The following is a 25,827-nucleotide window of genomic DNA, read 5'->3' as shown; positions in this document are numbered from 1 at the left end:
TTAGGGCGGAAGGATGGCGGCCCCATTAGAGCCGCCGATGTACCACCGACCAGGAAAGTACACCTCCCTATTATAGCTTATCGGATGCCGAATTGCTGGGGTTTCTCTTCCTTCCTAAGCGACTCTGGCTCAGGCTTTACGTAGTAGTGGCCTCGCCCATTGCTGCCAGGCGCACCGCTGCCCACCGGCTTGGGAATGAAGTAGTCCAGCTCCTTCAACTCACGCTCAAGAATCAAGTCTTTGATTTCGCCATCGCTCAATTCCCTTGGCTGAGTGTCGTTCCCATACTTGCCGACCTTGACTTGCTTCAAGGTAGGACTGCCATCCTTCTCATGAATCCAGAACCTGCCTTCTTCTTCGTCTTGGATAATGTCGAAGTGCTCTTCAAAAGCCTTTCGGAATATCTTTCCAGCACCACTGATACTCTCGAAGATTGAGTTTACCGGGGCATCGAAGGTGAACTTTCGCAGCTCGGTCTTCAGCCCTTCGTTTTCCGCCTCCAGGGCTTCCAGGCGCTCCGATGATTCACCGCTGCCTTGCTGAGCCTTTTTCAGCTTTCCCAGCAGCTCGGCATTCTTGGCCTTCACTTTCTCAAGCTCAGCGGTCAGGGAGTCGTTCTCAGCTTGAAGCTGGTCGATGGTCATATCAGACATAATCGTCACCTTTCATGAGTTTGGTAATGATGAGGTTTGCAGCACGGCGGCCAGCGTTATCACGGCGGTGGTAGGTGGGTTCATCGTCAGCAGCAGACCGCCATGCCTCGACGTATCGTTCTGCGAGGCGCTGTTGCATCCGAGGGTGAAGGGTCAGCATGAGCCGGGCGACGTGGCTACGGTCTTCCGGCACCATGGGGCAGCGGTCGGCGATCCATGAAAGCCAGTCGGTAGAATCGGCACGAACTTCAGCCAGCAGCTCGGCCTTGTGGGCCTTAATCCAGGCGCGTAGCTCATCGTTAAGCCGCTCCGATGGCCTGACGACAATCTTGTCTCCTGAGAAGGGCTCGACGTGGAGCCCATGCTGTTTCAGATAATCGAGAGCAGCCATTAGAACAGCTCCTCATCGCCGAAGGGGGTAGCTGTATCCGAAACATCGAAACATCCCTTTTGATTCAATGGCTTAGGATTGTTCCCATCCGAAACACGATGCCCCTTTGTTTCGTTACGGATTGCACTTAACCCACTGTTTCCAAAGCGTTGTTTCGTTGTTTCGCTTCTGGCGGGGGTGCCAGCGGAAAGATACCGCCGAAACGCTTCTTCGAAGTCCTGGCGTAGGTATCCCTTCTTGGTTTCGTGGCCAATCCGAATCTGCTTCGACTTGATGCCGAAGTCCGAGAGCTTGGCCGCAACCTGGCGGGCGCTGATTGGCTGACCACGGTTCCAGGTGTTCCAGGGAGCTTCACTGTCGGCGTGAAGGGCGTTCACTAGCGGGGTGCTGAAGATACGGTCAACCGCCTTTTCCTCGAAGACGGTCTTGATGTCCTTCAGCAGCTCCGTGCCCACGTCCGGGGCCTGCTCCGAGTCATCCATGCGGGTAATAACCAAGGCAATCGAGCGGACGCGCTGGGGCCACTCCCCGCCGATAGCCTCGGCAATCTGCTGCAAGGGCTCCCAGTTGTCGGCACTGCGATTGCTCAGGCCGGGAACCGGCTCCGGGCGTGCCTTCGCTACGTCGCTGCTCAGGTCTTCCTGAAGCCTGGCCAACTGGCGGCGAAGCCGGTTAGCCAGGTCAGCAGGCATGAAGCGGATGTTCTCCACTTCCTCATGGGGCAGCTTTCGCCTTAGCTCCAACCGAATCGAACGGCTTGCCAGGGTATTAGCAATGCCCCCGATACCGCACAGGGCCTTGGCTCCCCAGGTAGCGAACCGCTTCGGCTCATGGTCATCACCTACCACGCGAATGATGAAGCCGTTGCGGCGATGCCCTGAGTTGAGCACGCCTCGGGCGTCTTCGTTGTCGCGCAGGAAGGTATCTACCTCGTCGATGAGCAAGGTAGGCGTCCACTTATCCATGGAGCGGAACAGCGCGGCGGGGGAAATGCCGTCACACTTGAGCGGCTGGAAGGCGAACGTCTCCAGAAACTCCAGCAAGGTAGACTTGCCACAGTTCGGCAGCGGCGCGGTGATATTGGCGATCGGCGCGACGTGTACCTCGTCTATGAACCAAGTGAAGGCAATCCATAGCGCGGCGGCGTCGGCAACCTCCGGTTCACATATCACGTACCGCCGAAGCGTGTCCGATAGCTCCCGCACCAGGGCAGCCCCGCCCACTGGCTCAGGCCAGGGCGTGACGACCGGGAACAGCTCGCTACCGTCACCACTGGAAACCGAACGGGTCAGCTTATCCAGCTCGGAGACTTGCACCTTCTTGGCCTTGGCATCGGCCCGGATTCGCTGCCAGTCGGCGGCATTGCGCTGCCGAATCTCTGCGATACGCTCCAGCATATCCGGCTCGAATAGTGCGCCAGGGTCATCGTCCAAGCGTGAAAGGGCAGCCCGTACAATGTCCATGGCGTCGTCTTCAGCGGTTCGGTGCTCATCGGCCATGTCTTCGAGGCTGCGACGTTCATCCAGCCAGGCCGCGCCGGTATCAACGGCTAAGTTTGAACTCATAACCTACTCCCTCAGCAGCAGCGCGAAGGCGGCCAGCAGCGACCGCCAGGCGTTGAATATCGTCCTCATGCAGGGCTACCCCTTTGCTGACTTGCTCGGCTGCCAGAAGGGCGATTAGGGCCTCTCTGGCGACACAACCGAGCACGTCTCGGGGTATCCACCGTTGCCCCTTTGAAAGGGGCTTCCGGTGATGGTCATCAGGTCGATTGGGGAACAGGTCAGCCAGGCTCAGGCCAACGGCAGCCACCACATCAGCAGCGCCACAGCCAGCCCAGCACTTCACCAAGACAGTGCCATCGTCAGTCTCACGAACAGACAGCGAAGGGTGCTTGTCTTGGTGGGCAGGGCAGCAGGCAACCCATCGGCCTTGTCCTGTCCGCTTCACCTTATCGAGGCGGGCTAGCAGTCCATTAACATCGGCGGTATGATGGGTTATCCCTGTATTCCTTTGCGCCTGGCCTCCCCCAAGGTCAGGCGTTTTCATTTGTGCTTGCATGGCTTCTCCTCCCGAAGCAACCACAGCAGCCGGGACGCTAGGCGTAGCTGCTTGATGTGCTGGCGAGTGGTGGCGAGGTCGATGTGCCGACCTTCCGAGCATTCGCGCTCCATGGCGTCACAGATACGAGCCAGGGCGGTCGAAATGCTGCCGATTTGCTCACGGTCGAGGTCAGTCATTCGCACCTCCCAGCCCACACAGGCGCAGCGCCTCACGAACCTGGCGCTTCAGCTCCTCGCTTGCCTCGGAGTCAGCCAGCAGACGCTCGACGGGAATCCAGACGGCTCCCTTGCGTACCCTGGCCTTGCCGGTATCGAGGTCGAGATAAAGGGCATCTGAATCAATCGTCATTCTCGAACTCCTTATCCAGTTGGGACTCGGCGAATGAGGCGCGGCGGCTCAGACCAGCGGTCATTTGGTCGAGAGCGTTCAGCAGTCCCTCCCGGTGGAAGTCGTTCAGCTCGATTTCTCCATTCAGGTCGAGCTGGAGTAGCCGGATAATGGCGCTCATGGCATGGGAGCTTTTCGCCATCTCGTCAGCACAGCCGCCCAGGCAGGCACGAGACAGTTGGTAGCGGTCGGTATCGGTGAATTTCATGCTGCACCTCCTTCGAGGCGGCGGGCCTTAGCCATGTGGGAGTTGTAGCGCTTAAGCCGGACGGCAGCGCTTGAATCGGAGAAGAGAGCGGCCTTAGCCATTGCTCGATGAGCAGCGGCGCGTTCGGACACTTTGCGGGTAGGGAATAGGCGGAATGATGCCATGGGTAGGTCTCCAAGTTTGGAGCCGTCCCCGGCTGCGGCCAAGCAGCGGATGGGGGCGACTGTACGCGGGTTGGCCGACCGGGAAACTTGGAACCCGGCACACCCGAAGGTGTCCCACGCACAGCCGCCATAGCGCATGGCAGGCATGAAAAAAGCGCCTGACATGGTAGGGGCGCTTGTGCGCCAAGTTTCTCTCGACCGGCCAAGGTCGGCTACTGAATTTGCAGCAGCACCTTGAGCATACTCAGGCATACAAGAACGTGTCAAGACCATTAGGCTGTACCTCGCTCGGCCAGCTTGGACTCTATCCATTCCTGTACTTCAGCAACGGAGAAATAGCAGGTCGCCTGCTTGCTGTCGCTGAACTTGATGGGGCGGGGAAAGGTGGGGTCATTCAACCTCAGCTTGGCGATGCCGCTCCGTGTCATGTCGAGCGAGCGGCAAAGGTTCTGCTGGGTGATGAGCTGATTGTCTAAGGGCAGTGCTTCAAGATTCATGAGAACGCCTCCATATGAGTTACGCTCTCAATTTTTCATAGGCTGGCACTGGCCAGAATACGCATTGCGCGCAGCGGCTGTCCTCTGCGCGTACAGGCTAGGTCGGGTCTTTGGTGTTGCGTAAAGCCTTTCTCGCTGCGGCAAAAGATTTGTAGCCTAAGGCCGCCCATTCTTCTTCAGCACATATGTCACGGGAGCTGTATTTTCCTGTAGCCCATATGGCGCGAATTTTTTCCTTTAACTCTCGACTTCCACCGGGCTTGTTGTGTCGTGCATCCGCTGCCGCCTTTGCTGCTGCGCGCAGCCCCTCCTTTTTCAGTTTCTCAATTGCCTCTTCAACGCTGGTTCCCATGGTGCGGGTGTCAACGGCAAGGGATGCGGCTTCCAAGCCCATTAGGTAAGCGCCGACAATTGTTTTCCGCACCTTCTCATTTTGCTCCTCATCGTCACTCCCTGGCCAAGTATCAACGATGCCTGCTACCAAATTTGCAAAGTCAACGGCTCGCTGGGCTATCTCTCGGTTCCTTGGGTTTTCCAAGCGCAGTTGCTCGACTTGAGAAACGCATGACCTGATAAGCTCACCAGGGTTTTGATGCGGATCTTCGCAATATCCTTCTCTTGCCCACTGATACGGGTCGAATTCAATTCTTTTCATGCTCGCCTCACCAGCTCAACAACATTGGTTTCCTGTGCCTGGCGTACCCGCTTGGCAAAGTCGACCTTCTGCTCCTTGGTCAATCCGGCTTCCAGGGCGTCGAGATAGTCGGCGTACCACTGCACCATGAGACGACGCGGGGCCAGGTACTCCGACTTGTTGTAGGTCTTCTCCTCGCCTTTCTTCAGGTGGGCCAGGTGGCGCTCCGACCATTTGTCGGGCCAGCCATGTTCAGATACGAGCGTCTTGAACGTGTGGCGCGATCCGTGGCCGGTCAGGCGTCCTTTATAGCCGACTAAGGCAATGCACTTGTTGATGGTGGCATCGCTGATATAGGGCGTCTTCGGCCCGCTGCTGGGGAATACCCACTTGCTGCGTCCCGATACGCGCTTGAGGTCGCGCAACATCTCGACAACCTGGCGGGGCAGGGGGACCAGGTGAGGGCGTCCCATCTTCATCTTCTCGGCAGGCACTGACCATAGGGCGTTGTCTAGGTCGAGTTCTGTCCATTCGGCCATACGCACCATGCCAGGGCGTGAAGCGGTGTAGAGCGTCATCCATGTGGCGGTGGATACGATAAGGCGGCTCCTAGAGCGCCGTAGAGCCCCCAGGAAGGCCGGTAGCTCCGACTCGTATAGATGGGGGTACTGCTGTTCCTTCGGGGCCTCAGCGGCTACACGGTGCATTTCCGTGGCGGGGTTGTGCTGGCACCAGCCTTTGGCCATGGCCACGCCGAAGATGTCACGCAGCCAGACGCGCACCTTCTCGGCTGTGTTGTGGGCTCCCCTGGCTTCGATGCTCTCTTGCAGGGTGGCACAGTCACCATGGGTCAGGGTATCGAGCTGGCGGTCGCCAATGGCAGGGAGCATGTCGTTATCGAGGGCATAGCGCATTCCCTTCAGCGTCTTCTCGGCTCGACCGGCTTCAACCTTGCGCTGATACCAGTATTCGGCGGCACGGCGGAAGGTATTGAGCTTGGCTACATCCTCGGCTTCCCGCTGTTCCCGGCGATGCTTCACCAGGTCGATGCCTTCGCGTGCCAGTTCGAGCGCTTCGTCTGCCTTCGCCCTCGCAGCCTTGCCGGTCAGGTCCGGATAGCCGCCCAAGCCGTACCAGCTCCATGAGCCGTCAGGCTTCTTGTAACGCAGCTCCCATGACTTCGTACCGTTTGGTTTCACTCGGAAATACAACGGCTTATCGTGGGTGTCTCGTACTCGGTATGCCTGGCTCTCAGGTTCCAGCGAGGCCAGCACGGCATCTTGAAGGGGATGCTTCTTTATCTCAGTCCGCTTCATATTTGTATGCCTCAGTTTGTCCCTATTCGAAGCATACACAGGGGCATACACGGTGACAAGCGCTGTACGTCGTCATTCAGGCACATTGGGGCACAAAAAAACCGGCTTAAGTGCCGGTATCATCGAGGATTCTAAGCTAGTTCGGGAACACTGGTAGGCATACAGGGAAATGGGCATTGGAGCGGGTGAAGGGAATCGAACCCTCGTCTTAAGCTTGGGAAGCTTCTGCTCTACCATTGAGCTACACCCGCAGAGGGATTTCGATAGTAAAACCAAGGGCTTGAGCATTGCAAGCCGTCCCGCCGATTAGCTGCTGCTTGTTTTTCATGTTGCTGTTTTTACTGAATTTTGCTCGTTCGGTGATGGTCGGTGCGGTGCCGTGGTGGGCGCCCTGGTGGCGTGCGCCAGAGGTCGCGGTGACAAACGGACAAAAAAATTATCGAACAGTGGCGAACTTTTTTGCTTGCTGCTGTCATATCTGATACAGGCAACAGCGCGATGGCAGTCGCTAACACTGTTGCTCTGGCTCGCAGTTTCGATCTTGCCGCCCATGACCCCATGGGCGGTTTTTTTTGTGCTGCCGATGGGGTGGCAGGAGAGCACACGTCAAAGCAGGCCCGGTCGTAGGGCCTGCTGCTTTTGCTTTCGCTCAGTGAGCGTGTCAGGCCCGGCTGCCGTTGGCTCGGCAGGGCCTGGCGGGTTCAAGTATGGCGCATGCGCAGGATGGCGGTCAGCACATCGCGGCGAGTCACGATGCCGCACAGGCGGCCCTGCTCAGTTACCGGGTAGACCTTGGGCTTCTGCCCCAGCATCTCCTGCGCCAGATCGGTGATGCTCTTGGTGGGCGAGACGGACAGCACTTCGTTGCGCATCAGTTCCTTGACCAGTGGCGCTTCGTCGTTGAGATAGGCGCTCTGCAGCAGCTTGCCCAGCACGTCCTGTTCGGAAATGAAGCCGATCAGCTGGTCGTTGTCATCGACGACCGGCACGCCTGGCAGGCGATGTAGGGCCAGGCCTTCGGCCAGAGTCGTGATCGAGGTGTTGGCCGTGACCCGGTAGCAATCCCGGGACATGATCTCGCGAACGATGGTAGGGGCCCTGTTTTGCATGGCGCATCTCCTTGTTCGAGCGCTTTGGAAACACTGCACGAACGCCTGTGCGAGCGAATCCTGCGTTGTGCTTCATCTCGCTCGACGATTTGTTCAGCGTTTCCTTTTTCGGACACTTTCAGCATAGCTGAATCGCTTCGGGCTTAAACAGTGTCTTCAACACCTGGCCAACGCTGTCGTGGGCGCACGGGAGCGGTGGTCCCAGGCGCCGGAACATGCGCGGGTACAGGGGAATCCAACGTTGCATGAGCTAGGCACTTTTTCAGGCAGAGCCTAGTTTGAGAGATGGGCTGGCACACCGCTACCGTAGTGAGGGAGGAGCAGATGGACGCGCGTGAGTACATGGCACGAAAGGGCCTCGATGGCAGTCGCGACGAGGAGCGTCCCAATACGCTGGAAGAGAAGGCATGGGAGCGTGCCCGCCAGGCCGGTGGGCACCAGCCTCGAGCGGGCACTCCTCACGACTGGGAGGATTGGGAGCGCTATCACGATGAGCTGGCGGAAGGGTCGGAGAGTATCGATCAGAAGATCGACCACGAGGCGCATCGGCGGGCCCTGGAGATCGAACGGAGGGCGCGGGAGGCGGATGAGGCGGTGCAGCACTATACCCCCGCCAACGACACCGTTCCGGCCAGTGCTACCAGGCCGGGCCGGGAGGCTGAACGAGGCGCAACGTCATCGTCGCTTCCCCTCTCGCCGGTAGCGCCATCATCGCCGGCCGAGCCGATGCCTCCAGCGCTGCGCTTCGCCTTCAAGACGCTTGCCATCCTGCTGCCACCCTTGGCGGTGGGCCTCTCCCAGGGTGGCGCGAAGCGAGTCGTCTACAGCCTGGCATTGACCCTGCTGGGGTGGGTGCCGGGCTGCATTTACGCCTGGCTGTGGCTGCAGCGACGGCTTGGGTGATGTCCTTCCCGGGCTCCATGACAGGAGTCACCTGCGTACTGGACTCCATTTTCGTTTGCGAATAGTGAGATTGAAAACGAAAGCGATATGCTCGGGCTCGCACGCCCTGAGCCGCTATTCGCAGCGCTTTCGCAAAGGAAATCGCAAAGGAAATCGCAAGGGGAATTTCATAGACTAAGGTCTAGGTATATTGACGAACATGATGGTTGCTCTCTAATGATCGCTAAGCTAGTCTCGCTATCGTAAACGAACATTTGAGGCTTTTTTTGATTGAAATAGAACATTTGACCGAGTGGTTAGTTTTCGTTTCGATCAGCCAGGGCCTCAACTTCGACCCACAAGAATAATCGGGCGAGGCTAATGTCCTACCTACTCTCCATCGATCAAGGCACGACCAGCTCGCGCGCCGTTCTCTTCGACCGCTCCCTGAGCCCGCTGGCCATCGCTCAGCAGGAGCTTGTCCAATCCTTTCCCGACGATGGCTGGGTGGAGCATGACGCCGAGACGATCTGGCAGACCGTGATCGGGGTCTGCCGCGAGGTTCTTGAGCGCACCGGTGTTGCGCCTCGAGACATCGCGGCAATCGGTATCACCAACCAGCGTGAGTCCACCGTGGTCTGGGATCGCGCTACGGGCGTGCCGATCCATCCCGTGATCGTATGGCAGGACCGGCGCACGGTGGCGCATTGCGATGCGCTCAATGCCGGCGGCCATGCCGAACGGGTGCGCGAGCGTACCGGGCTGCTGATCGACCCCTATTTTTCCGCCACCAAGCTGGCCTGGATTCTCGACAACGTGCCTGGGGCGCGTCAGCGCGCCGAGCGCGGCGAGCTGGCCTTCGGCACCGTCGACAGCTATCTCGTGTGGCGCTTGACCGGCGGCCGGCACCACGCGACCGATGCCACCAACGCCTCGCGTACGCTGCTGTTCGATATTCACACCCAGCAGTGGGATGCGGAGCTGCTGACGCTGTTCGACATTCCTGCCGCCGTGCTGCCCGAAGTGCGGGATTCCAGCAGCGATTACGGCAGCATCGAGCCCGGTCTGTTCGGTCACCCCATTCCCATCACCGGGGTGGCCGGCGACCAGCACGCCGCGCTGGTCGGCCAGGCGTGCTTCGAGCCCGGCATGGTCAAGAGCACCTACGGTACCGGCTGCTTCATCATGCTCAACACCGGCGAGCAGGCAGTGAGCTCGAACAACCGCCTGCTGACCACCCTGGCGTATCGGATCGATGGCGTTCCCACCTACGCCCTGGAGGGCAGCATCTTCGTGGCCGGAGCCACGGTGCAGTGGCTGCGCGACGGGCTCAGGCTGTTCGATGACGCCGCCGAAACCGAGCGCCTGGCCGAGCAGACCCGGGCGGGCAGCGGCGTCTATCTGGTACCGGCCTTCACCGGGCTGGGGGCGCCGCACTGGGACCCGCGTGCCCGCGGGGCGATCTTCGGTCTCACCCGCGACACCGGCATTGCCGAGCTGGTGGCCGCCGGGCTGCGCTCGGTGTGCTTTCAGACACGCGATCTCCACCGCTGCATGGAGCAGGACGTCGGCCTCGGCCAGGGCAGGCTGCGGGTCGACGGTGGCATGGTCGCCAACGGCTGGCTGATGCAGTGCCTGGCCGACATGCTGGGGCAGGAGGTCGACCGCCCGGTGGTGCGCGAGACCACGGCCCTGGGGGCGGCCTACCTGGCAGCGCTGGGCATCGGCTGGTTCCGCTCGCTGGACGAGCTGGCGGCCAGCTGGCAGTGCGAGCGCACCTTCTTTCCACGCATGCCGGCGGATATCCGCGAGTCGCTCTATGCCGGCTGGCAGGTGGCCGTGGAGCGGGTGAAGAGCGATCGCGATCTTTCTGCCGGGTGTGCGACGGAGCACGCAGTGTCGCTCGCCGGCTAGAGCCCGCCTGGGGCTCACCCACGACTCAATAACGACGACAAAGAGTTCAGCATGTCCTTGATACTTGAAAACATCGATCACGTGGTCAACGGAGCCGTGCATATCGAGGGCGTCAACCTCGAGTTGGCGCCCGGCTCCTTCAACGTGCTGCTGGGGCGAACCCTGGCCGGCAAGACGACGCTGATGCGCATCATGGCAGGCCTCGAGCCGCCCACCCGCGGCAGGGTGCTGATGCACGGCGAGGACGTCACGCGCACCTCGGTGCGCAAGCGCAACGTCTCGATGGTCTATCAGCAGTTCATCAACTACCCGGCCATGACCGTTTACGACAACATCGCCTCGCCGCTCAAGCTGGCGCGAGTGCCGCGGGAGGAAATACGCCGCCGGGTTCACGAGACGGCCAGCATGCTGCACATCGAGCATCTGCTGGAGCGCTATCCGGCGGAGCTCTCCGGCGGCCAGCAGCAGCGAACCGCCATGGGCCGGGCGCTGGTCAAGGATGCCGATCTGATCCTGTTCGACGAGCCCCTGGTCAACCTCGATTACAAGCTGCGCGAGGAGTTTCGCGAGGAGCTGCGCGAGCTGTTCAAGGCGCGCAACTGCATTGCCGTCTATGCCACCACCGAGCCCAACGAGGCACTGGCGCTGGGCGGGCACACGGCGGTGCTGCACGAGGGGCGTCTGCTGCAGTACGGCCCCACCGAAGATGTCTATCACCGTCCGCGCGACGTGCTCACCGCCGAGATGTTCTCCGAACCGCCGATCAACGTGGTGCCGGCCATCGTCTCGGGCACGGAGGTGACCTTCGACCGCAACGTGCACTTTCCTCTCAATCGCGATCTGGCGGGCCTTTCGCCGGGGCAGTACCAGTTCGGCGTGCGGGCCTCCCATATCGGGCTCGAGCGCCAGGCCAAGGACGATCTCGAACTCGAGGTGCAGGTCGACATCGCCGAGATCAGCGGCTCGGAAACCTTCCTGCACGTGCGCAACGAGCTGTTCCACCTGGTGCTGCATCTCACCGGCGTGTACGAGTTCGCCGTGGACCAGCCGCTCAAGGTCTACTTCCCGACCCACAAGATCTATGCCTTCGACCGGAATGGCGACGTCGTGCACATTCCGTCTCGGCCAGGAGCGCACTGATGGCCCAGATAACTCTCAAGTCGCTGGCGCACAGCTATTCGCCCAGCCCCTCGGGTCCCGAGGATTACGCCATTCGCGAAATGGAGCACGTGTGGCACCAGGGCGGCGCCTATGCCTTGCTGGGGCCCTCCGGCTGCGGCAAGTCGACCCTGCTCAACATCATCTCGGGCCTGCTGACACCTTCGGATGGCCAGGTGCTGTTCGACGACCGGGTGGTGAACGAGCTGGCCCCCGAGGAGCGCAACATCGCTCAGGTGTTCCAGTTCCCGGTGGTCTACGACACCATGACCGTGTACGACAATCTGGCCTTCCCGCTGCGTAACGTGGGCACGCCGGCGGCCAAGATTCGTGAGCGCGTGGCTGAAGTGGCCGACGTGCTCGATCTCACCTCGCTGCTCAAGCGCAAGGCGCGCAACCTCACCGCCGACGAGAAGCAGAAGGTCTCCATGGGGCGTGGCCTGGTGCGCGACGACGTCTCGGCGATTCTCTTCGACGAGCCGCTCACGGTGATCGACCCCCAGCTCAAGTGGAAGCTCCGGCGCAAGCTCAAGGAGATCCACGAGCGCTTCAACATCACCATGATCTACGTGACCCACGATCAGCTCGAGGCCTCGACCTTCGCCGACAAGATCGCCGTGATGTACGAGGGCCAGGTGGTGCAGTTCGGCACCCCGCGCGAGCTGTTCGAGACGCCGGCACACACCTTCGTCGGCTACTTCATCGGCAGCCCCGGCATGAATCTCATGGAGGTGGCGCGCACCGAAGAGGGCGTACGTACCGGCACCGTCGATCTGACGCTGCCGCCCGCCCTGCGCAATGCCATTCACCGCTCCCGCTCGCGCAACATCAAGCTCGGCATTCGCCCGGAGTTCGTCGAGGTGCTGACGGAGCCGGGTGAAGCCAGCTACCCCGTCGAGATCGACAACGTGCAGGACCTCGGCACCTACCGCATCGTGTCGTTCACCTTCGCCGGCATGCCGTTCCGGGCGCGCCTGGGAGAGGATCGGCCGTTGCCACGGCGCCATGCCTACGTCCGCTTCCCCGAAGCGTGGCTGAACCTGTACATCGACGAGTTCCGCGTGGAGGTGGGGCAATGAACAAGGTCTACAACAACCGGGCGTGGTTCCTGATCCTGCCCATGCTCATGCTGGTGGCATTCTCCGCCATCATCCCGTTGATGACGGTGGTCAACTACTCGGTACAGGACGTGTTCGATGCCAACACGCGTTTCTTCACCGGTACCGAGTGGTTCGAGGTGATGCTCAACGATCCTGCCTTGCAGGCGGCGCTGCTGCGTCAGTTCGCCTTCTCCTTCACCATCCTGGCCATCGAGGTGCCGCTGGGCATCGGCATCGCCCTGCTGATGCCAAAGCGCGGCTGGCAGGCCTCGGCGGTGCTGATCCTGATCACGCTGCCGCTGCTGATCCCGTGGAACGTGGTAGGCAGCATCTGGCAGCTCTTCACCCGCGGCGACATCGGCCTGATGGGGGTGGGCATCCGCGAGCTGGGCTACGCCTACAACATCACCCGCAACCCTGCCGATGCCTGGGCCACCATCATTCTGATGGACGTGTGGCACTGGACCCCGCTGATCGCTCTGCTGTGCTACAGCGGCCTGCGCTCGATTCCCGACGCCTACTATCAGGCTGCGCGTATCGACCGGGCTTCCAAGTGGGCGGTGTTCCGCTACATCCAGCTGCCCAAGCTGACCAACGTGCTGGTGATCGGCGTGCTGCTGCGCTTCATGCACTCCTTCATGATCTACGCCGAGCCGTTCGTGCTCACCGGCGGCGGGCCGGGCAGCTCGACCACCTTCCTCAGCCAGTCGTTGACCACCATGGCCATCGGTCAGCAGGACCTGGGCCCCTCGGCGGCGTTCTCGCTGATCTACTTCCTCATCATCCTGCTGGTTTGCTGGGTCTTCTACACCGCGATCATGAACAGCCAGAAAGACAACACCACTCAGGGAGGAGCCTGACATGACCAGCTCCGTACCGACCACCCCCGAAAGCGTGCGCAAGCAGGCCGCCGAAGCCGCCGCCCTGCGCCGCAAGCGGGCGCGTAACGTCACCACCCGTTGGCGCCGCCGCACGCTGCTCGGTCTCTATCTCGTGTTCGTGATGCTGCCGATCTACTGGCTGCTCAACCTGTCGTTCCAGACCAACAGCGAGATTCTCGGCAGCTTCTCGTTCTGGCCGCAGAACTTCACCGTGGCCAACTATGCGCGCATCTTCACCGATGCCAACTGGTACATGGGCTACGTCAACTCGCTGGCCTACGTGCTGATGAACATGCTGATCAGCATCTCGGTGGCGCTGCCGGCAGCCTATGCCTTCAGCCGCTTTCGCTTCATCGGTGACAAGCACCTGTTCTTCTGGCTGCTGACCAACCTGATGGCGCCGCCGGCGGTGTTCCTGCTGCCGTACTTCCAGCTCTACTACTCGGTCGGCCTGTTCGATACCCATATCGCCGTGGCGCTGGCTCACTGCCTGTTCAACATTCCCCTGGCGATCTGGATCCTCGAAGGTTTCATGAGCAGCGTGCCCAAGGAGGTCGACGAAACCGCCTATATCGACGGTTACAGCTTCCCGCGCTTCTTCGTGACCATCTTCCTGCCCATGATCCGCTCGGGCATCGGCGTGACGCTGTTCTTCCTGTTCATGTTCTCGTGGGTCGAGCTACTGCTCTCCCGCACCCTGACCGCTACCAACGCCCAGCCCATCGCCTCGATCATGACGCGTACCTCGACGGCCTCGGGCATCGACTGGGGCACCCTGGCCGCGGCCGGTGTGCTGACCATCATCCCGGGCATCGTGGTGGTCTACTTCGTGCGCAATCACATCGCCAAGGGCTTTGCCCTGGGCCGGACCTGAAGGGGAGGGAACGACGATGGAATGGATGGTCTGGACTCTGCCCACGGCAATCTTCTTCTCCGTCATCGCCGCGATCCTGCTCGGCATGACGACCTGGGAACTGGTGTCGCCCAGCGTGGAGCGGCGCGGCTTTCTGCCGATCGCCACCACCCGCGGCGACCGGCTCTTCATCGGGCTGCTCTCCGCTGCCTATATCCACCTGGTAGTGGTCGGCTTCACCGATATCTCGATTTGGTTTGCCCTGGGGGCTTCCGTCCTCTGGTTGCTGGTGCTGATGCGCTGGGGCTGAACCAAGGCCGTACGGACGATAAAGGTGTCACGGATGACTCACAACACGCAGAACGAGGTCAACATGAAGAATAAAAGGATCCAACTGACGGCCATCGCGGGCAGCCTGCTGCTTGCTTCGGCCGCCCTGCACGCCCAGTCCAACGATGCCCGTGCCATTGCCGAGCGCTTGGTCGATACGCACTTCCAGAACTCCACGCTCTCGAGGGAGGAGCAGATCGAGGAGCTGCTGTGGTTCGCCCAGGCTGCCGAACCGTTCCGCGGCATGCAGATCAATACCGTGGCCGAGGGCTTGACCACCCACGTGTGGGAGCGCGACGTGCTGGCCCCGGCCTTCGAGGAGCTCACCGGCATTCGCGTCACGCACAACATCATCGGCGAGGGTGATGTGGTCGACAACATGCAGACCCAGATGCAGACCGGACGCAACATCTACGACGGTTACGTCAACGACTCGGATGCCATCGGTACCCACATCCGCTACGGCACCACCATCAACCTCTCCGAGGCGATGGAGAACGAGTGGGCCGACTTCACCTTGCCGACCCTCGATCTCGATGACTTCATCGGGCTGCAATACACCACCGGGCCGGATGGCAGCATCTACCAGCTGCCGACGCAGCAGTTCGCCAACCTCTACTGGTTCCGCTACGACTGGTTCCAGCGCGAGGATCTGCAGGAGCAGTTCCGCGAGATCTACGGCTACGATCTGGGCGTGCCGACCAACTGGACCGCCTACGAGAACATCGCCGAGTTCTTCACCGACCACGTGCGCGAGATCGATGGTGTGCGCGTCTATGGCCACATGGACTACGGTCGCCGCGATCCCTCGCTGGGCTGGCGCTTCCACGACTCCTGGCTCTCCATGGCCGGTATGGGCAGCCCCGGTATCCCGTTCGGCAACCCGGTGGACGACTGGGGCATTCGCGTCGATGAGGAGAGCCGTCCGGTTGGCGCCAGCGTGACCCGCGGCGGCGGCACCAACGCGCCGGCTTCGGTGTTCGCCATGCAGAAGGCCGTGGACTGGCTGCGTGACTATGCACCGTCCGAGGCACAGGGCATGACCTTCGGCGAGGCCGGTCCGGTTCCCGCCCAGGGCAACATCGCCCAGCAGATCTTCTGGTACACCGCCTTCACTGCCGACATGATCGACCCCAGCGTGGCGGTCACCGACGACGAAGGCAATCCGCTGTGGCGCATGGCACCCTCGCCGGTCGGTCCTTACTGGGAGGAGGGCATGAAGGTGGGCTATCAGGACGTGGGCTCCTGGACCTTCTTCGACTCCACACCGGAGGATCGCCGCACCGCGGCCTGGCTGTTCGGCCAGTTCACCACCGCCAAGACGGTCTCGCTGGAGAAGCTGATGGCAGGGCTCACGCCGATTCGCGAATCGGACATCTTCTCCGATCAGATGACCGAAATGGCGCCGCGCCTGGGCGGTCTCGTCGAGTTCTATCGCAGCCCCAACGAGTCCATGTGGACGCCGACCGGCACCAACGTACCCGACTATCCGCGCATGGCACCGCTGTGGTGGCAAAACCTGGCGCCGGTCATCAGCGGCGAGATCACGCCTCAGGAGGGTCTCGACAACCTGGCGGGAGCGCTCGACAACATCATGGCGCGCCTGGCCCGGGCCAACGTGTTCGAGGCCTATCCGCCGGTGCTCAACGAGGAGCGCGACCCGGAGTACTGGCTGTCGCAGCCGGGTGCCCCCAAGGCCAAGCTCGACGACGAGATGCCGCAGGGAACCACCATTCCTTACGACCAGATGATGGAAGAGTGGATGGCCGCCGGTACACGTTGATGCCGACTGAAACCCGGCGCAACGGCTAGTCGCGCCGGGTTTCGCAACCATTCGTGTTTCCGGTAGCCCGTCCGGGTCATTCCAGGCCCCGTTCGGCGCTCGCCGAACGGGGTCTTTGTCTTCGAAAGGTCCGCACATGGAACTGCGTAGCAGCAATATCGACAAGCTGGGCGGCGAGGTCTTCGACGTCCTGATCGTGGGCGGCGGCATCAACGGCGCGTCCGCGGCGGCGGCTCTGGCCGGCAAGGGCGTTCGGGTTGCGCTGATCGAACGCGGCGATTTCGCCGGCAGCACCAGCATGCACTCCTCCAATCTGGTATGGGGCGGCATCAAGTACATGGAGAGTCGCGACTTCGCCCTGGTACGCAAGCTGTGCCGGAGTCGCAACCACCTGATCAAGAGCTATCCCGCCACGGTGCAGGAGATCCGCTTTCTCACCACCATCACCCAGGGATTTCGCTACCACCCGCGCTATCTCTGGGCCGGTGCCTGGCTCTACTGGCTGATCGGCAACGGCTTCACCCGCATACCGCGCTTTCTGTCGCCCCAGGCGATAAGCGACAACGAGGCGATCATCGACACCAGCAGTGCCGTTGGCGGCTTCGAGTACTCCGACGCCTATCTGCACGATAACGATGCCCGTTTCGTCTTCAACTTCGTGCGTGGGGCGCTCAACTACGGTGCCGTGGCGGTCAACTACGTCGAATCGCTGGGTGCCCAGCGTGAGCCGGACGGTTGGCTGACCCGTGTGCGCGACGTCATGACGGGCAAGGAGCTGGCGGTGCGCTCGCGGGTGCTGATCAATGCCGCCGGCCCCTGGGTCGACGAGCACAACGCGCTCACCGGTCAGTCGACGAACCATCGCCACGTCTACTCGAAGGGCATCCACCTGATCGTGCCGAGGTTGACCGACAGCCAGCGGGTGCTGGCCTTCTTCGCCGATGATGGCCGGCTGTTTTTCGTCATCCCCATGGGGCCGCGAACCTGCATCGGCACCACCGACACCCGGGTCGAGCGTCCGGAAGTGGTCGCGACGGAAGAAGACATCCGCTTCGTGCTCGGCAACATCAACAAGCGGCTACGGCTCGAGCGGCCGCTGGATCAGCAGGACATCATCTCCATCCGCTGCGGCGTGCGCCCCCTGGCGGTCAAGGCTGCGGGCGGCGGCGAGCGCGATTTCCTGCAGCTTTCGCGCAAGCATGCCATCGACATCAACCGGCAGGATGCCCATCTGAGCATCTTCGGCGGCAAGCTGACCGATTGCCTCAACGTCGGCGAAGAGGTGGTCGAAGCGGTGAACCGCATGGGGATCGAGGTGCCTTTCCCGAAGCACCGCTGGTACGGCGAGCCGCCCGATCAGGTGCGCCGGGAGTTTCTGCACCAGGCCAGGCTAATGCGACTCGACGATCTCACCGCGCAAGCGTCGTCCGAGCCGCTGTCGACCCGGCTGTGGCGGCGCTACGGCACCCATGCGCTGGAGATGCTCGAGGAGATCCGCGAGGACCCCCGTCAGGCCGAAGTGTTGATAGAGGGCACCGAGTATCTGCGCTGCGAACTACACTACGCCAAGCGGCGGGAGATGATCACGCGGTTGGAGGACTTCCTGCGGCGGCGCTCGAAGATCGCCTTGGTGGTGCATGAAGAGGCGATGCGTCGCTCGCCGGGGCTGCGCGAGGCCTGTGTGATCCTGTTTGGCGACGAGGCCGATGCGCGTCTGGAGGAGTACTTCGACACCACCCGGCGCGAGCGCAGCGAGGCCGCCGCCGTCGAGCGGGCTGCCACACTCGACGCAGCGAGCACTGTGCTGGCCGAACCGGGAGCGGAGCCGGGACGTCAGGCGTCGCATTGATGTGCGGCGGGTTGGCAGTATAATCCGCGTCAACTCAAATCGAATACGAGGTTGACCGTGGGCTACTTGATCGGCGTTACCGCGCTCTGGGCCTTCTCGTTCTCATTGATCGGCGTCTATCTGGCCGGTCAGGTGGACAGCTATTTCGCGGTGCTGGTGCGTGTGATGCTGGCGGCCCTGGTGTTCCTGCCGTTCCTGCGCCCCAGGCTGCTGGCCGGCCGCCAGCGGCTGGCGCTGATGGGCCTGGGCGCCGTGCAACTGGGTGTGATGTACATTTTCTTCTACCAGTCCTTCCTGCTGCTCACGGTGCCGGAAGTACTGCTCTTCACCATCTTCACGCCGCTCTACGTGACGCTGCTCGACGATGCGCTGTTCGGCCGCTTCACGCCGTTCTACCTGCTTACCGCCGCCTTGGCGGTAGTGGGAGCGGCGGTGATCCGCTACGACGGTATCGACAGCGGCTTCCTGCTCGGTTTCCTGGTGGTTCAGGGCGCCAACCTCTGCTTTGCGCTGGGTCAGGTGGGCTATCGGCGCCTCTCCGCGGAGCTGCCCGCCGAGCTGCCCCGTCACAGCGTCTTTGCCTGGTTCTACCTCGGCGCCCTGGTCGTGGCGCTGCCGGCCTTCGCGCTGCTCGGCAACGCCTCGGCACTGCCTACCACCAGCGTGCACTGGGGCGTACTGGCCTGGCTGGGGCTGGTGGCCTCGGGCCTCGGCTACTTCTTCTGGAACCTCGGCGCCACCCGAGTGGATGCCGGAGCCCTGGCGATCATGAACAACGCGCTGATCCCGGCCGGGCTGCTGGTCAATCTGGTGATCTGGAACCGCGACGCCGATCTGCTGCGACTGGGGCTGGGCGGGGCGATCATCGTCGGCTCTCTGGTACTCAACGAGTGGTGGCTGCGCCGCCGCGCTGCCATTCCCGCCTGAGACGCGTTTGCCCGTCCTGCCCACTGTCTCCATAATGAACGCCCACGACGCGAGAGGCGAGGGCATGCACAAGCAGCACGACGGGTTCAAGAACATCGGTCTGATCGGCCGCCTGGGCAGCACCAAGGTGGTCGAGACCCTCGAGCGACTGCTTCGTCTTCTCGATGAGCGTGGCCTGCATGTGATCGTCGAGGATCGCACCGCGACCGTGTTGCCCGATCATGGTCATCCCGAGGCCAGCCGCCGCACGCTGGGCGAGCTCTGCGACCTGGTCATCGTGGTGGGCGGCGACGGCAGCCTGCTGGGCGCTGCCCGCACGCTGTGCCACAGCGGCACCCTGATGCTTGGCGTCAACCGTGGCCGCCTGGGCTTTCTCACCGACATCTCGCCGGACGAACTCGAAGAGCGGGTAGGGCAGGTGCTGGACGGCAAGTACGAGGTGGAAGAGCGCTTCCTGCTCGACGCCGAGCTTTACCGGGACGGTACCCTGGTAGGCAGCGGCGATGCGCTCAACGAGGTCGTGCTGCATCCCGGCAAGGCGGTGCGCATGATCGAGTTCGAGCTGTTCATCGACAAGCAGTTCGTCTGCAGTCAGCGCAGCGATGGCCTGATCATGGCCACACCCACCGGCTCGACCGCCTATGCGCTGTCGGGCGGCGGTTCGATCATGCACCCCAAGCTGGATGTCATCGAGCTGGTGCCGATGTTTCCCCATACGCTCTCCAGCCGGCCCATCGTCATCGATGCCGCCAGCGAGATCCACGTACACATCGGTGAGACCAACCAGACCTACCCGCACATCAGCTGCGACGGCCAGACCCGTGCCGTGGCCAAGCCCGATGACGTGCTGGTGGTGAAGCGCAAGCCGCAGCGGGTGCAACTCGTGCATCCGCTCGGTCATAACTTCTACGAGGTCCTGCGCAGCAAGCTGGGCTGGAGCAACCGGCTGGGAGACTGAAGTGAGGCAGGCGGCGATAGAAGGCTACGATCTGATCGGTGACGTGCACGGCTGCGGGGCGACCCTGGGGGCGCTGCTGGAGAAGCTTGGCTACCATCAGCGTGGCGGCGTCTACCGTCATCCCCGGCGCAAGGCGATCTTCCTCGGCGATCTGATCGATCGCGGCCCGCGCATACGTCTGGCGGTGAGCATCGCCCGGCGCATGGTGGAAGAGGGCGAGGCGCATATCGTCATGGGCAATCATGAGTACAACGCCCTGGCTTACTGCCACCGCGCGCCCAGCCAGCTGGGGCGTGAATGGCTGCGCGAACACACGCCCCGGCACAACCGCATCATCAAGGAGACCCTCGACCAGTACAGCGACCACCCCGCCGAGTGGGACGAAACGCTGAGCTGGTTCATGGAGATCCCGCTCTACCTCGACTTCGACGACTTCCGCGTGGTGCACGCCTGCTGGGACCAGCCGCTGATCGATGCGCTGGAGAAGGAGTGCCCGGGCGGCATCATCGACGAGCCGTTCCTCAGACAGTCCGTCGATGCGGATACGCTGGCCTATCGCATACTCGATCGCCTGACTCGTGGCGTGCATCTGCCCCTGCCCGCCGGGGTGGAGATCCACTCGGGCGACGGCTTCACCCGACGCAGTTTCCGTGCCCACTTCTGGGCACGCGAGCCCCAGACCTGGGGCGACGTCGTCTTTCAGCCCGACAACCTGCCCGACGCTCTCGAAGAGCGCGAGCTCACCGCGGCCGAGCGGGCCCGCCTGCCGCACTACGGGCTCGACCAGCCGCCGCTGTTCATCGGCCATTACTGGTGTGAAGGGGTGCCGGCGCTGCCCACGGCCAACATTGCCTGTCTCGACTACAGCGCGGTGAAATTCGGGCGCCTCGTCGCTTACCGTTGGAGCGGCGAACGGCGGCTGGATGCCAACCATTTCGTCTGGGTGAGGGTGCCGCAGGAGGAAGCTGCGAGGCCGCGGCCGTGGGAAATCGACTTCGACTAGAAACTCTGCACCAATGCCTGCGCGAGCGAATCGCTGCGTTGCGCGGTGCGCGGAATCCTCACATATACCCCATATGCTCCGGTTCCTGTGCTCCGTGCGCCTGGCGATTCATCCCGCTCGTCGATTGGTGCAGCGCTTCTGATTCAAGATACAAAGTTTTACAACTTTTTTTCTCGAACCCCTGAACTTCCCCTCGGCTCGCTCGTCAGAGTAGGTGTTCCCTTGAATGATCCCTTGCTCTTGTCCGGCGGCCCCCCTTCCGCCGGATTTTTTCTGTGCCCCGATTTTCTCCGGGCATCAGTGGGCAGATTTGAGAAAAGCCCCGTCCCAGCGCAAGATTGCACTCAAAACCTTGGTTCAGGAAGCGTTCATGTATCGCATCATGCTGTTTCCCCACGAAATGGATACCAGCGAACTTCGTCGGGCGCTGTGGGCGCATCGCATCGGGCACCGCTTTACCGAGGAAACGGAAGGTCAGGTGTTGTGGCTGGCCGACCCGGATCAGCACGACGCCCTGATGCAGTTGCTGACGCGCTGGCAGCGCGGTGAGCGGGTCATGCCCGCGCGCCGCAAGCGTGCGTCCGGCACCGGCGGTTCCCTGGCCGTGGCCTTCCGCCAGGCGCCGGTCACCGCCGCGGCGCTGGGGATCTCGCTGCTGGTCTTCGGCCTGATGTACCTGCTCGGCGATATCGTGGTGGCCATGCTGACCATCGTGCCGGTCGGGATCGTCAACGGCAGCCTGGCGTTCGGCAGCCTGACCGACTCCATCGCCTCGGGGCAGGTCTGGCGTCTGCTGTCGCCGGCGTTCATCCACTTCGGCTGGATGCACCTGATCTTCAACATGATGTGGCTGTGGTATTTCGGTCGCCAGGTCGAGACCCTGCAGGGCAGCGGACGCATGCTGATGATCCTGCTGGTGGCGGGCATCGGTGCCAACCTGGCCCAGTACGCCACCGGGACCGTGCTGTTCGGCGGCATGTCGGGGGTCGACTTCGCGCTGCTCGGCTACGTCTGGCTGATGTCGCGCCGCGCGCCGCACAGCGGTTTCTTCGTGCCGCAGATGCTGGTGGTGTTCATGCTCGGCTGGATGGTGTTCACCATGACTGACATGGCCGCGGCGGTAGGCTTCGGCAACGTGGCCAACGAGGCGCACCTGGGCGGGCTGGTCGTGGGGCTCCTGCTGGGGTGGTATTATTCCAGCCGTGCCCGCCGTCTTTGATCAAGAGAGTTTTACATGAGCGATATGACCTTCGAGCGCATGATCCGCCAGATGACGCCGGCCATCTACGAGAGCCTCAAGCAGGCGGTGGCGCTGCGCAAATGGCCCGACGGGCGCATGCTGACCGCCGAGCAGACCGAACTCTGTCTCGAGGCGGTGATTCGCTACGAGCACGAGAATCACGTGCCCGAGGAGCTGCGCGTGGGCTATCTGCAGCAGCGCACCTGCGGCAGCGCCAGCAGCGGCGCTAACGTTCCGCCGGAGCTGGCGGGGCTTGCCCGGGATGCGTCACGTGACTGAGGAAATGCGGCATACATGGCTGCGCGGGCGAATCGCTGCGTTGCGCGGTGCGCGGAATCCTCACATATACCCCATATGCTCCGGTTCCTGTGCTCCGTGCGCCTTGCGCTTCATCCCGCTCGCCAGTCTATGCCACATCCCCTATGAATATTATTGAAACGAAAGAAATCGATTCCGCCGTAGTTCAGGGTTGCCTGAGCAAGATGGCCGTCGCGCCGGGCGAGCAGGGCGGCGCGGTGCGCTACACGCTGCGTGCCGGCGAGCATCGCCTCGACCTGAATGCGCGGCTCGGCCAGCCGCTGCGGCTGCAGTGGACCGGAGCGATCGCCTGTACCCACTGCGGAAGGGCGACGAAGAAGAGCTTCGCCCAGGGCTACTGCTACCCCTGCTTCACCCGGCTCGCCCAGTGCGACACCTGCATCGTCAAGCCCGAGACCTGCCACTTCGACGCCGGCACCTGCCGTGAGCCGGAGTGGGCCGAACGCCACTGTTTCCAGCCCCACGTCATCTACCTGGCCAATTCCTCCGGCCTCAAGGTGGGCATCACCCGCGGTACCCAGGTGCCCACGCGCTGGCTGGATCAGGGCGCGATCCAGGCGATGCCAATCCTGTCGGTCGAGACGCGCCAGCAGTCGGGTCTGGTCGAGATGCTGTTCAAGGAGGAGGTGGCCGACCGCACCAACTGGCGCGCCATGCTCAAGGGCGAGGTCGAACCGATGGACCTGCTGGTCGAGCGCGATCGCCTGCTGGCGCGTCTGGAGAGCGGGCTTGGCCAGCTACGCCAACGCTTCGGTGCCGATACCATTCGCCTGCTCGACGAGCCGCCGGTGAGCTTCGACTACCCGGTGCTGGAGTTCCCGCGCAAGATCGTCTCGCACAACTTCGACAAGAAGCCCGAAGTGGCCGGCACCCTGCTGGGCCTCAAGGGACAGTATCTGATCCTCGATACGGGCGTGATCAACCTGCGCAAGTTCACCGGCTACGAGGTAGCGGTGAGCTGACCTGGGCACGGAACTGAGCGCAGCCGAGAGGCTGCGCTATGCTCCCCGAAGAGACTTCGTTGCGAGGGAGCCGTCATGAGCACGATGCGCGCGATGCGCCTGCATGCCCCCGGTCAGCCGCTGCAGCTAGACCGGGTCCCCAGGCCACAGCCCGACACTGCCCAGGTGCAGTTCCGCGTGCTGGCCTGTGGCGTCTGCCGCACCGATCTGCATGTGGTGGACGGCGAGCTGCCTTCGCCTGTGCTACCCCTGATTCCCGGTCACGAGATCGTCGGCGAGGTCACGGCGGTAGGCGAGAGCGTCCAGCACCTGAGCGTGGGCATGCGCATCGGGGTGCCCTGGCTGGGGTGGACCTGCGGCGAGTGCGAGGCCTGCCTGGCCGGTCGCGAGAATCTCTGCCCTCAGGCACGCTTCACCGGCTATACCCTGGATGGCGGCTACGCCGAGTACGGCGTGGCCGATGCCCGCTACTGTTTCCCCTTGATCGCCGAGGACGCCCAGGCCGCAGCACCGCTGCTGTGCGCGGGGTTGATCGGCTATCGCACCTGGCGCCTGGCCGGTGGCGAGCAGAACCGCCGCCTCGGCATCTACGGTTTCGGCGCCGCCGCGCATATCCTCGTGCAGCTCGCCGTGGCGCGTGGGCAGCGAGTGTATGCCTTCACCCGACCGGGCGACGACGCGGCCCAGGCCTTCGCTCGAAGGCTCGGGGCCGTGTGGGCCGGCGACGCCGATCAGGCGCCGCCGGAGCCCCTCGATGCCGCGTTACTGTTCGCGCCGGTGGGAGAGCTGGTTCCCCTGGCCCTGGCGCAGGTACGCCCGGGTGGCACGGTGGTTTCCGGCGGTATCCACATGTCCGACATTCCCGCCTTCCCCTATCGCCTGCTGTGGCAAGAGCGCAGCGTCAAGTCGGTGGCCAACCTCACCCGGCAGGACGGCGAGGAGTTCCTGGCCCTGGCCCCCACGGTGCCGATTCGCACCGAGACGCACGCCTACCCGCTGGACCGGGCCAACCAGGCGCTGAGCGACCTGCGCGAGGGCCGGCTGACGGGAGCTGCCGTCATCGTGCCTTGAGGCGTCACTCGAACAGGTCGCCCTGCGCTCGCGGCGGGCGGAACGCGGTGACGTCGAGCTGTCGCGATTCGCTGGTGGCCGGGTCGTTGAGGCCCAGCCGTCGGCAGATCTTGTCGAAGCGCTGGGCGATCAGCTCGGCGAACACGCCCTCGCCGCGCATGCGCGTGCCGAAGCGGCTGTCGTAGTCGGCACCGCCGCGACTCTGCCGCACCAGACTCATCACCTTGCGTGCCCGCTCGGGGTAGTGGGCCTCCAGCCAATCCTCGAACAGCGGGGCCACTTCCCGCGGCAGGCGCAGCAGCGTCCAGCCCGCCCACTGGGCGCCGGCGTCACGCGCCGCTGCCAGCAGGCGGTCCAGCTCATGGTCGGTCAGGCCCGGTATCACCGGCGCCACCATCACCCCCACCGGGATGCCGGCCTCGTGCAGCCGCTGCACGGTGCGCAGGCGCGCGGCGGGGGAGGCGGCCCGGGGTTCCAGGCTGCGCTTGAGCTCGGTGTCGAGGCTGGTCAGGCTGATCGACACCCGCACCAGCCGCCGGCGGGTCAGCTCCCCCAGCAGGTCCAGGTCACGCAGGATCAGCGCGCTCTTGGTGATGATCGACACCGGGTGGCGACACTCGAGCAGGAAGCCCAGTATCTCGCGGCTGGTGCCGCGTTCCGCCTCCAGCGGCTGATAGCAGTCGGTGTTGCCGGAGAAGGCGATGGGGCGACACACGTAGCTGCGCTTGCAGAACTCCTCGCGCAGGCGATCCACCAGGCCGCTGCGGGCAATCAGCCGGGTCTCGAAGTCGATGCCCGGCGACATGTCCCAGTAGGCATGGCTCGGTCGCGCATAGCAGTAGATGCAGCCGTGTTCGCAGCCGCGGTAGGGGTTGAGGGAGCGGTCGAAGGCCAGGTCCGGGGAGTCGTTCCACGCCAGCGCGCTGCGTGCCCGCTCCTCGCTGACCACCGTGGCCAGGCGCGTCGGCATCTCCTCCTGCCACCAGCCGTCGTCCTCCGTTTCGCTGTGGGTGGGGGCGAAGCGGTTGCTGGGGTTGTAGGTGGCGCCGCGACCCTTGCGCGTTTGCTTTATGTCGAAGTGGGGCATGGCGAGCCTTCATTTAACTGTATTCATATACAGTATAGAGGGGCGCTGGCCAGGTGCCAATCGTGAATGGCTCCATCTGGCGGGCATT

At 62.9% G+C, this 25,827-nt stretch carries 28 protein-coding genes and 1 tRNA gene; 16 read left to right on the top strand and 13 right to left on the bottom strand.

All coding sequences use genetic code 11. The features are described 5' to 3' along the window. Window positions 1-77: 77 nt before the first annotated feature. The 12 genes from HOP53_RS07735 to HOP53_RS07680 form a co-directional block, all read right to left on the bottom strand. Window positions 78-653, bottom strand: a complete 576-nt coding sequence (locus tag HOP53_RS07735; RefSeq protein WP_234269480.1) for a hypothetical protein — start codon at window positions 651-653, stop codon at window positions 78-80. Continuing rightward, window positions 646-1,044, bottom strand: coding sequence for a hypothetical protein (locus HOP53_RS07730; protein ID WP_234269479.1), 399 nt, complete (start codon window positions 1,042-1,044; stop codon window positions 646-648). The genes HOP53_RS07735 and HOP53_RS07730 overlap by 8 nt, the downstream gene beginning before the upstream one ends. After that, a complete protein-coding gene (locus HOP53_RS07725; RefSeq protein ID WP_234269478.1) occupies window positions 1,044-2,609 on the bottom strand; it encodes a DUF3631 domain-containing protein in 1,566 nt (521 codons plus the stop codon). Before HOP53_RS07725 ends, HOP53_RS07730 begins: the two co-directional genes overlap by 1 nt. Continuing rightward, complete coding sequence (locus tag HOP53_RS07720) at window positions 2,587-3,093, bottom strand: CHC2 zinc finger domain-containing protein (RefSeq protein WP_234269718.1); 507 nt, start codon at window positions 3,091-3,093, stop codon at window positions 2,587-2,589. The genes HOP53_RS07725 and HOP53_RS07720 overlap by 23 nt, the downstream gene beginning before the upstream one ends. Further along, a complete protein-coding gene (locus HOP53_RS07715; protein WP_234269477.1) occupies window positions 3,090-3,284 on the bottom strand; it encodes a hypothetical protein in 195 nt (64 codons plus the stop codon). The genes HOP53_RS07720 and HOP53_RS07715 overlap by 4 nt, the downstream gene beginning before the upstream one ends. Next, complete coding sequence (locus HOP53_RS07710; RefSeq protein WP_234269476.1) at window positions 3,277-3,456, bottom strand: hypothetical protein; 180 nt, start codon at window positions 3,454-3,456, stop codon at window positions 3,277-3,279. The genes HOP53_RS07715 and HOP53_RS07710 overlap by 8 nt, the downstream gene beginning before the upstream one ends. Then, window positions 3,446-3,703 carry a hypothetical protein gene (locus HOP53_RS07705; RefSeq protein ID WP_234269475.1) on the bottom strand — a complete coding sequence of 86 codons (258 nt, stop codon included), beginning with the start codon at window positions 3,701-3,703 and terminating at the stop codon, window positions 3,446-3,448. The genes HOP53_RS07710 and HOP53_RS07705 overlap by 11 nt, the downstream gene beginning before the upstream one ends. Window positions 3,704-4,139: 436 nt before the next feature. Further along, complete coding sequence (locus HOP53_RS07700) at window positions 4,140-4,364, bottom strand: helix-turn-helix transcriptional regulator (RefSeq protein WP_234269474.1); 225 nt, start codon at window positions 4,362-4,364, stop codon at window positions 4,140-4,142. Window positions 4,365-4,461: 97 nt separating this feature from the next. Beyond that, on the bottom strand, window positions 4,462-5,019 hold the full coding sequence (locus tag HOP53_RS07695) for a hypothetical protein (RefSeq protein ID WP_234269473.1): 558 nt from the start codon (window positions 5,017-5,019) through the stop codon (window positions 4,462-4,464). After that, window positions 5,016-6,314 (bottom strand): tyrosine-type recombinase/integrase, encoded by a 1,299-nt coding sequence (locus HOP53_RS07690; protein ID WP_234269472.1) that lies wholly within the window; start codon window positions 6,312-6,314, stop codon window positions 5,016-5,018. Before HOP53_RS07690 ends, HOP53_RS07695 begins: the two co-directional genes overlap by 4 nt. Window positions 6,315-6,491: 177 nt before the next feature. Next, a tRNA-Gly gene (locus HOP53_RS07685) sits at window positions 6,492-6,565 on the bottom strand. Between the two features lie 450 nt (window positions 6,566-7,015). Next, entirely contained in the window at window positions 7,016-7,423 is a 408-nt protein-coding gene (locus HOP53_RS07680; protein ID WP_234269470.1) for a CBS domain-containing protein, read from the bottom strand. A 324-nt stretch (window positions 7,424-7,747) separates the two neighbouring features. On the opposite strand from HOP53_RS07680, the gene HOP53_RS07675 reads away from it, so the two are divergent. The 16 genes from HOP53_RS07675 (at window position 7,748) to HOP53_RS07600 (ending at window position 24,652) form a co-directional block, all read left to right on the top strand. Further along, entirely contained in the window at window positions 7,748-8,326 is a 579-nt protein-coding gene (locus HOP53_RS07675; protein ID WP_234269468.1) for a YqaE/Pmp3 family membrane protein, read from the top strand. A gap of 360 nt (window positions 8,327-8,686) precedes the next feature. Next, a complete protein-coding gene (glpK, locus tag HOP53_RS07670) occupies window positions 8,687-10,219 on the top strand; it encodes a glycerol kinase GlpK (protein ID WP_234269466.1) in 1,533 nt (510 codons plus the stop codon). A 51-nt stretch (window positions 10,220-10,270) separates the two neighbouring features. Further along, the gene (locus tag HOP53_RS07665; RefSeq protein WP_234269464.1) at window positions 10,271-11,359 is read left to right on the top strand and encodes an ABC transporter ATP-binding protein; all 1,089 of its coding nucleotides are present in this window, start codon (window positions 10,271-10,273) and stop codon (window positions 11,357-11,359) included. Continuing rightward, complete coding sequence (locus HOP53_RS07660) at window positions 11,359-12,456, top strand: ABC transporter ATP-binding protein (protein ID WP_103968093.1); 1,098 nt, start codon at window positions 11,359-11,361, stop codon at window positions 12,454-12,456. Before HOP53_RS07665 ends, HOP53_RS07660 begins: the two co-directional genes overlap by 1 nt. Then, complete coding sequence (locus HOP53_RS07655; RefSeq protein WP_086511669.1) at window positions 12,453-13,337, top strand: carbohydrate ABC transporter permease; 885 nt, start codon at window positions 12,453-12,455, stop codon at window positions 13,335-13,337. Before HOP53_RS07660 ends, HOP53_RS07655 begins: the two co-directional genes overlap by 4 nt. Before the next feature lies 1 nt (window position 13,338). After that, window positions 13,339-14,232, top strand: coding sequence for a carbohydrate ABC transporter permease (locus tag HOP53_RS07650; protein ID WP_103968094.1), 894 nt, complete (start codon window positions 13,339-13,341; stop codon window positions 14,230-14,232). Window positions 14,233-14,248: 16 nt separating this feature from the next. Beyond that, entirely contained in the window at window positions 14,249-14,521 is a 273-nt protein-coding gene (locus HOP53_RS07645; RefSeq protein WP_234269463.1) for a DUF2160 domain-containing protein, read from the top strand. A 33-nt stretch (window positions 14,522-14,554) separates the two neighbouring features. Beyond that, on the top strand, window positions 14,555-16,324 hold the full coding sequence (locus HOP53_RS07640) for an ABC transporter substrate-binding protein (protein WP_422677596.1): 1,770 nt from the start codon (window positions 14,555-14,557) through the stop codon (window positions 16,322-16,324). A gap of 136 nt (window positions 16,325-16,460) precedes the next feature. Continuing rightward, entirely contained in the window at window positions 16,461-18,173 is a 1,713-nt protein-coding gene (locus tag HOP53_RS07635; RefSeq protein WP_234269462.1) for a glycerol-3-phosphate dehydrogenase/oxidase, read from the top strand. A 57-nt stretch (window positions 18,174-18,230) separates the two neighbouring features. Then, entirely contained in the window at window positions 18,231-19,100 is an 870-nt protein-coding gene (locus tag HOP53_RS07630; RefSeq protein WP_234269461.1) for a carboxylate/amino acid/amine transporter, read from the top strand. Window positions 19,101-19,164: 64 nt separating this feature from the next. Beyond that, window positions 19,165-20,058, top strand: coding sequence for an NAD(+) kinase (locus HOP53_RS07625; protein ID WP_234269460.1), 894 nt, complete (start codon window positions 19,165-19,167; stop codon window positions 20,056-20,058). Window positions 20,059-20,074: 16 nt separating this feature from the next. Further along, window positions 20,075-21,061: a metallophosphoesterase gene (locus HOP53_RS07620; RefSeq protein ID WP_234269716.1), complete on the top strand. Its 987-nt coding sequence runs from the start codon at window positions 20,075-20,077 to the stop codon at window positions 21,059-21,061. 370 nt (window positions 21,062-21,431) lie between these two features. Then, a complete protein-coding gene (locus HOP53_RS07615) occupies window positions 21,432-22,280 on the top strand; it encodes a rhomboid family intramembrane serine protease (RefSeq protein WP_234269458.1) in 849 nt (282 codons plus the stop codon). A gap of 15 nt (window positions 22,281-22,295) precedes the next feature. Next, entirely contained in the window at window positions 22,296-22,580 is a 285-nt protein-coding gene (locus HOP53_RS07610) for a YeaC family protein (protein ID WP_234269455.1), read from the top strand. A 203-nt stretch (window positions 22,581-22,783) separates the two neighbouring features. Further along, window positions 22,784-23,581, top strand: coding sequence for a DUF2797 domain-containing protein (locus tag HOP53_RS07605; RefSeq protein ID WP_234269454.1), 798 nt, complete (start codon window positions 22,784-22,786; stop codon window positions 23,579-23,581). Between the two features lie 75 nt (window positions 23,582-23,656). Next, window positions 23,657-24,652, top strand: coding sequence for a zinc-dependent alcohol dehydrogenase family protein (locus tag HOP53_RS07600; RefSeq protein ID WP_234269452.1), 996 nt, complete (start codon window positions 23,657-23,659; stop codon window positions 24,650-24,652). Between the two features lie 4 nt (window positions 24,653-24,656). Here HOP53_RS07600 and HOP53_RS07595 read toward each other — a convergent pair whose 3' ends face one another. Continuing rightward, window positions 24,657-25,739, bottom strand: a complete 1,083-nt coding sequence (locus HOP53_RS07595; protein WP_234269451.1) for a PA0069 family radical SAM protein — start codon at window positions 25,737-25,739, stop codon at window positions 24,657-24,659. Window positions 25,740-25,827 lie beyond the last annotated feature (88 nt).

It is taken from the genome of Billgrantia ethanolica (genome assembly GCF_021404305.1).
GTDB lineage: Bacteria > Pseudomonadota > Gammaproteobacteria > Pseudomonadales > Halomonadaceae > Halomonas > Halomonas ethanolica.
Note: the sequence above shows the minus strand (reverse complement) of the source record. Positions and strands in the feature narration are given on the sequence as shown.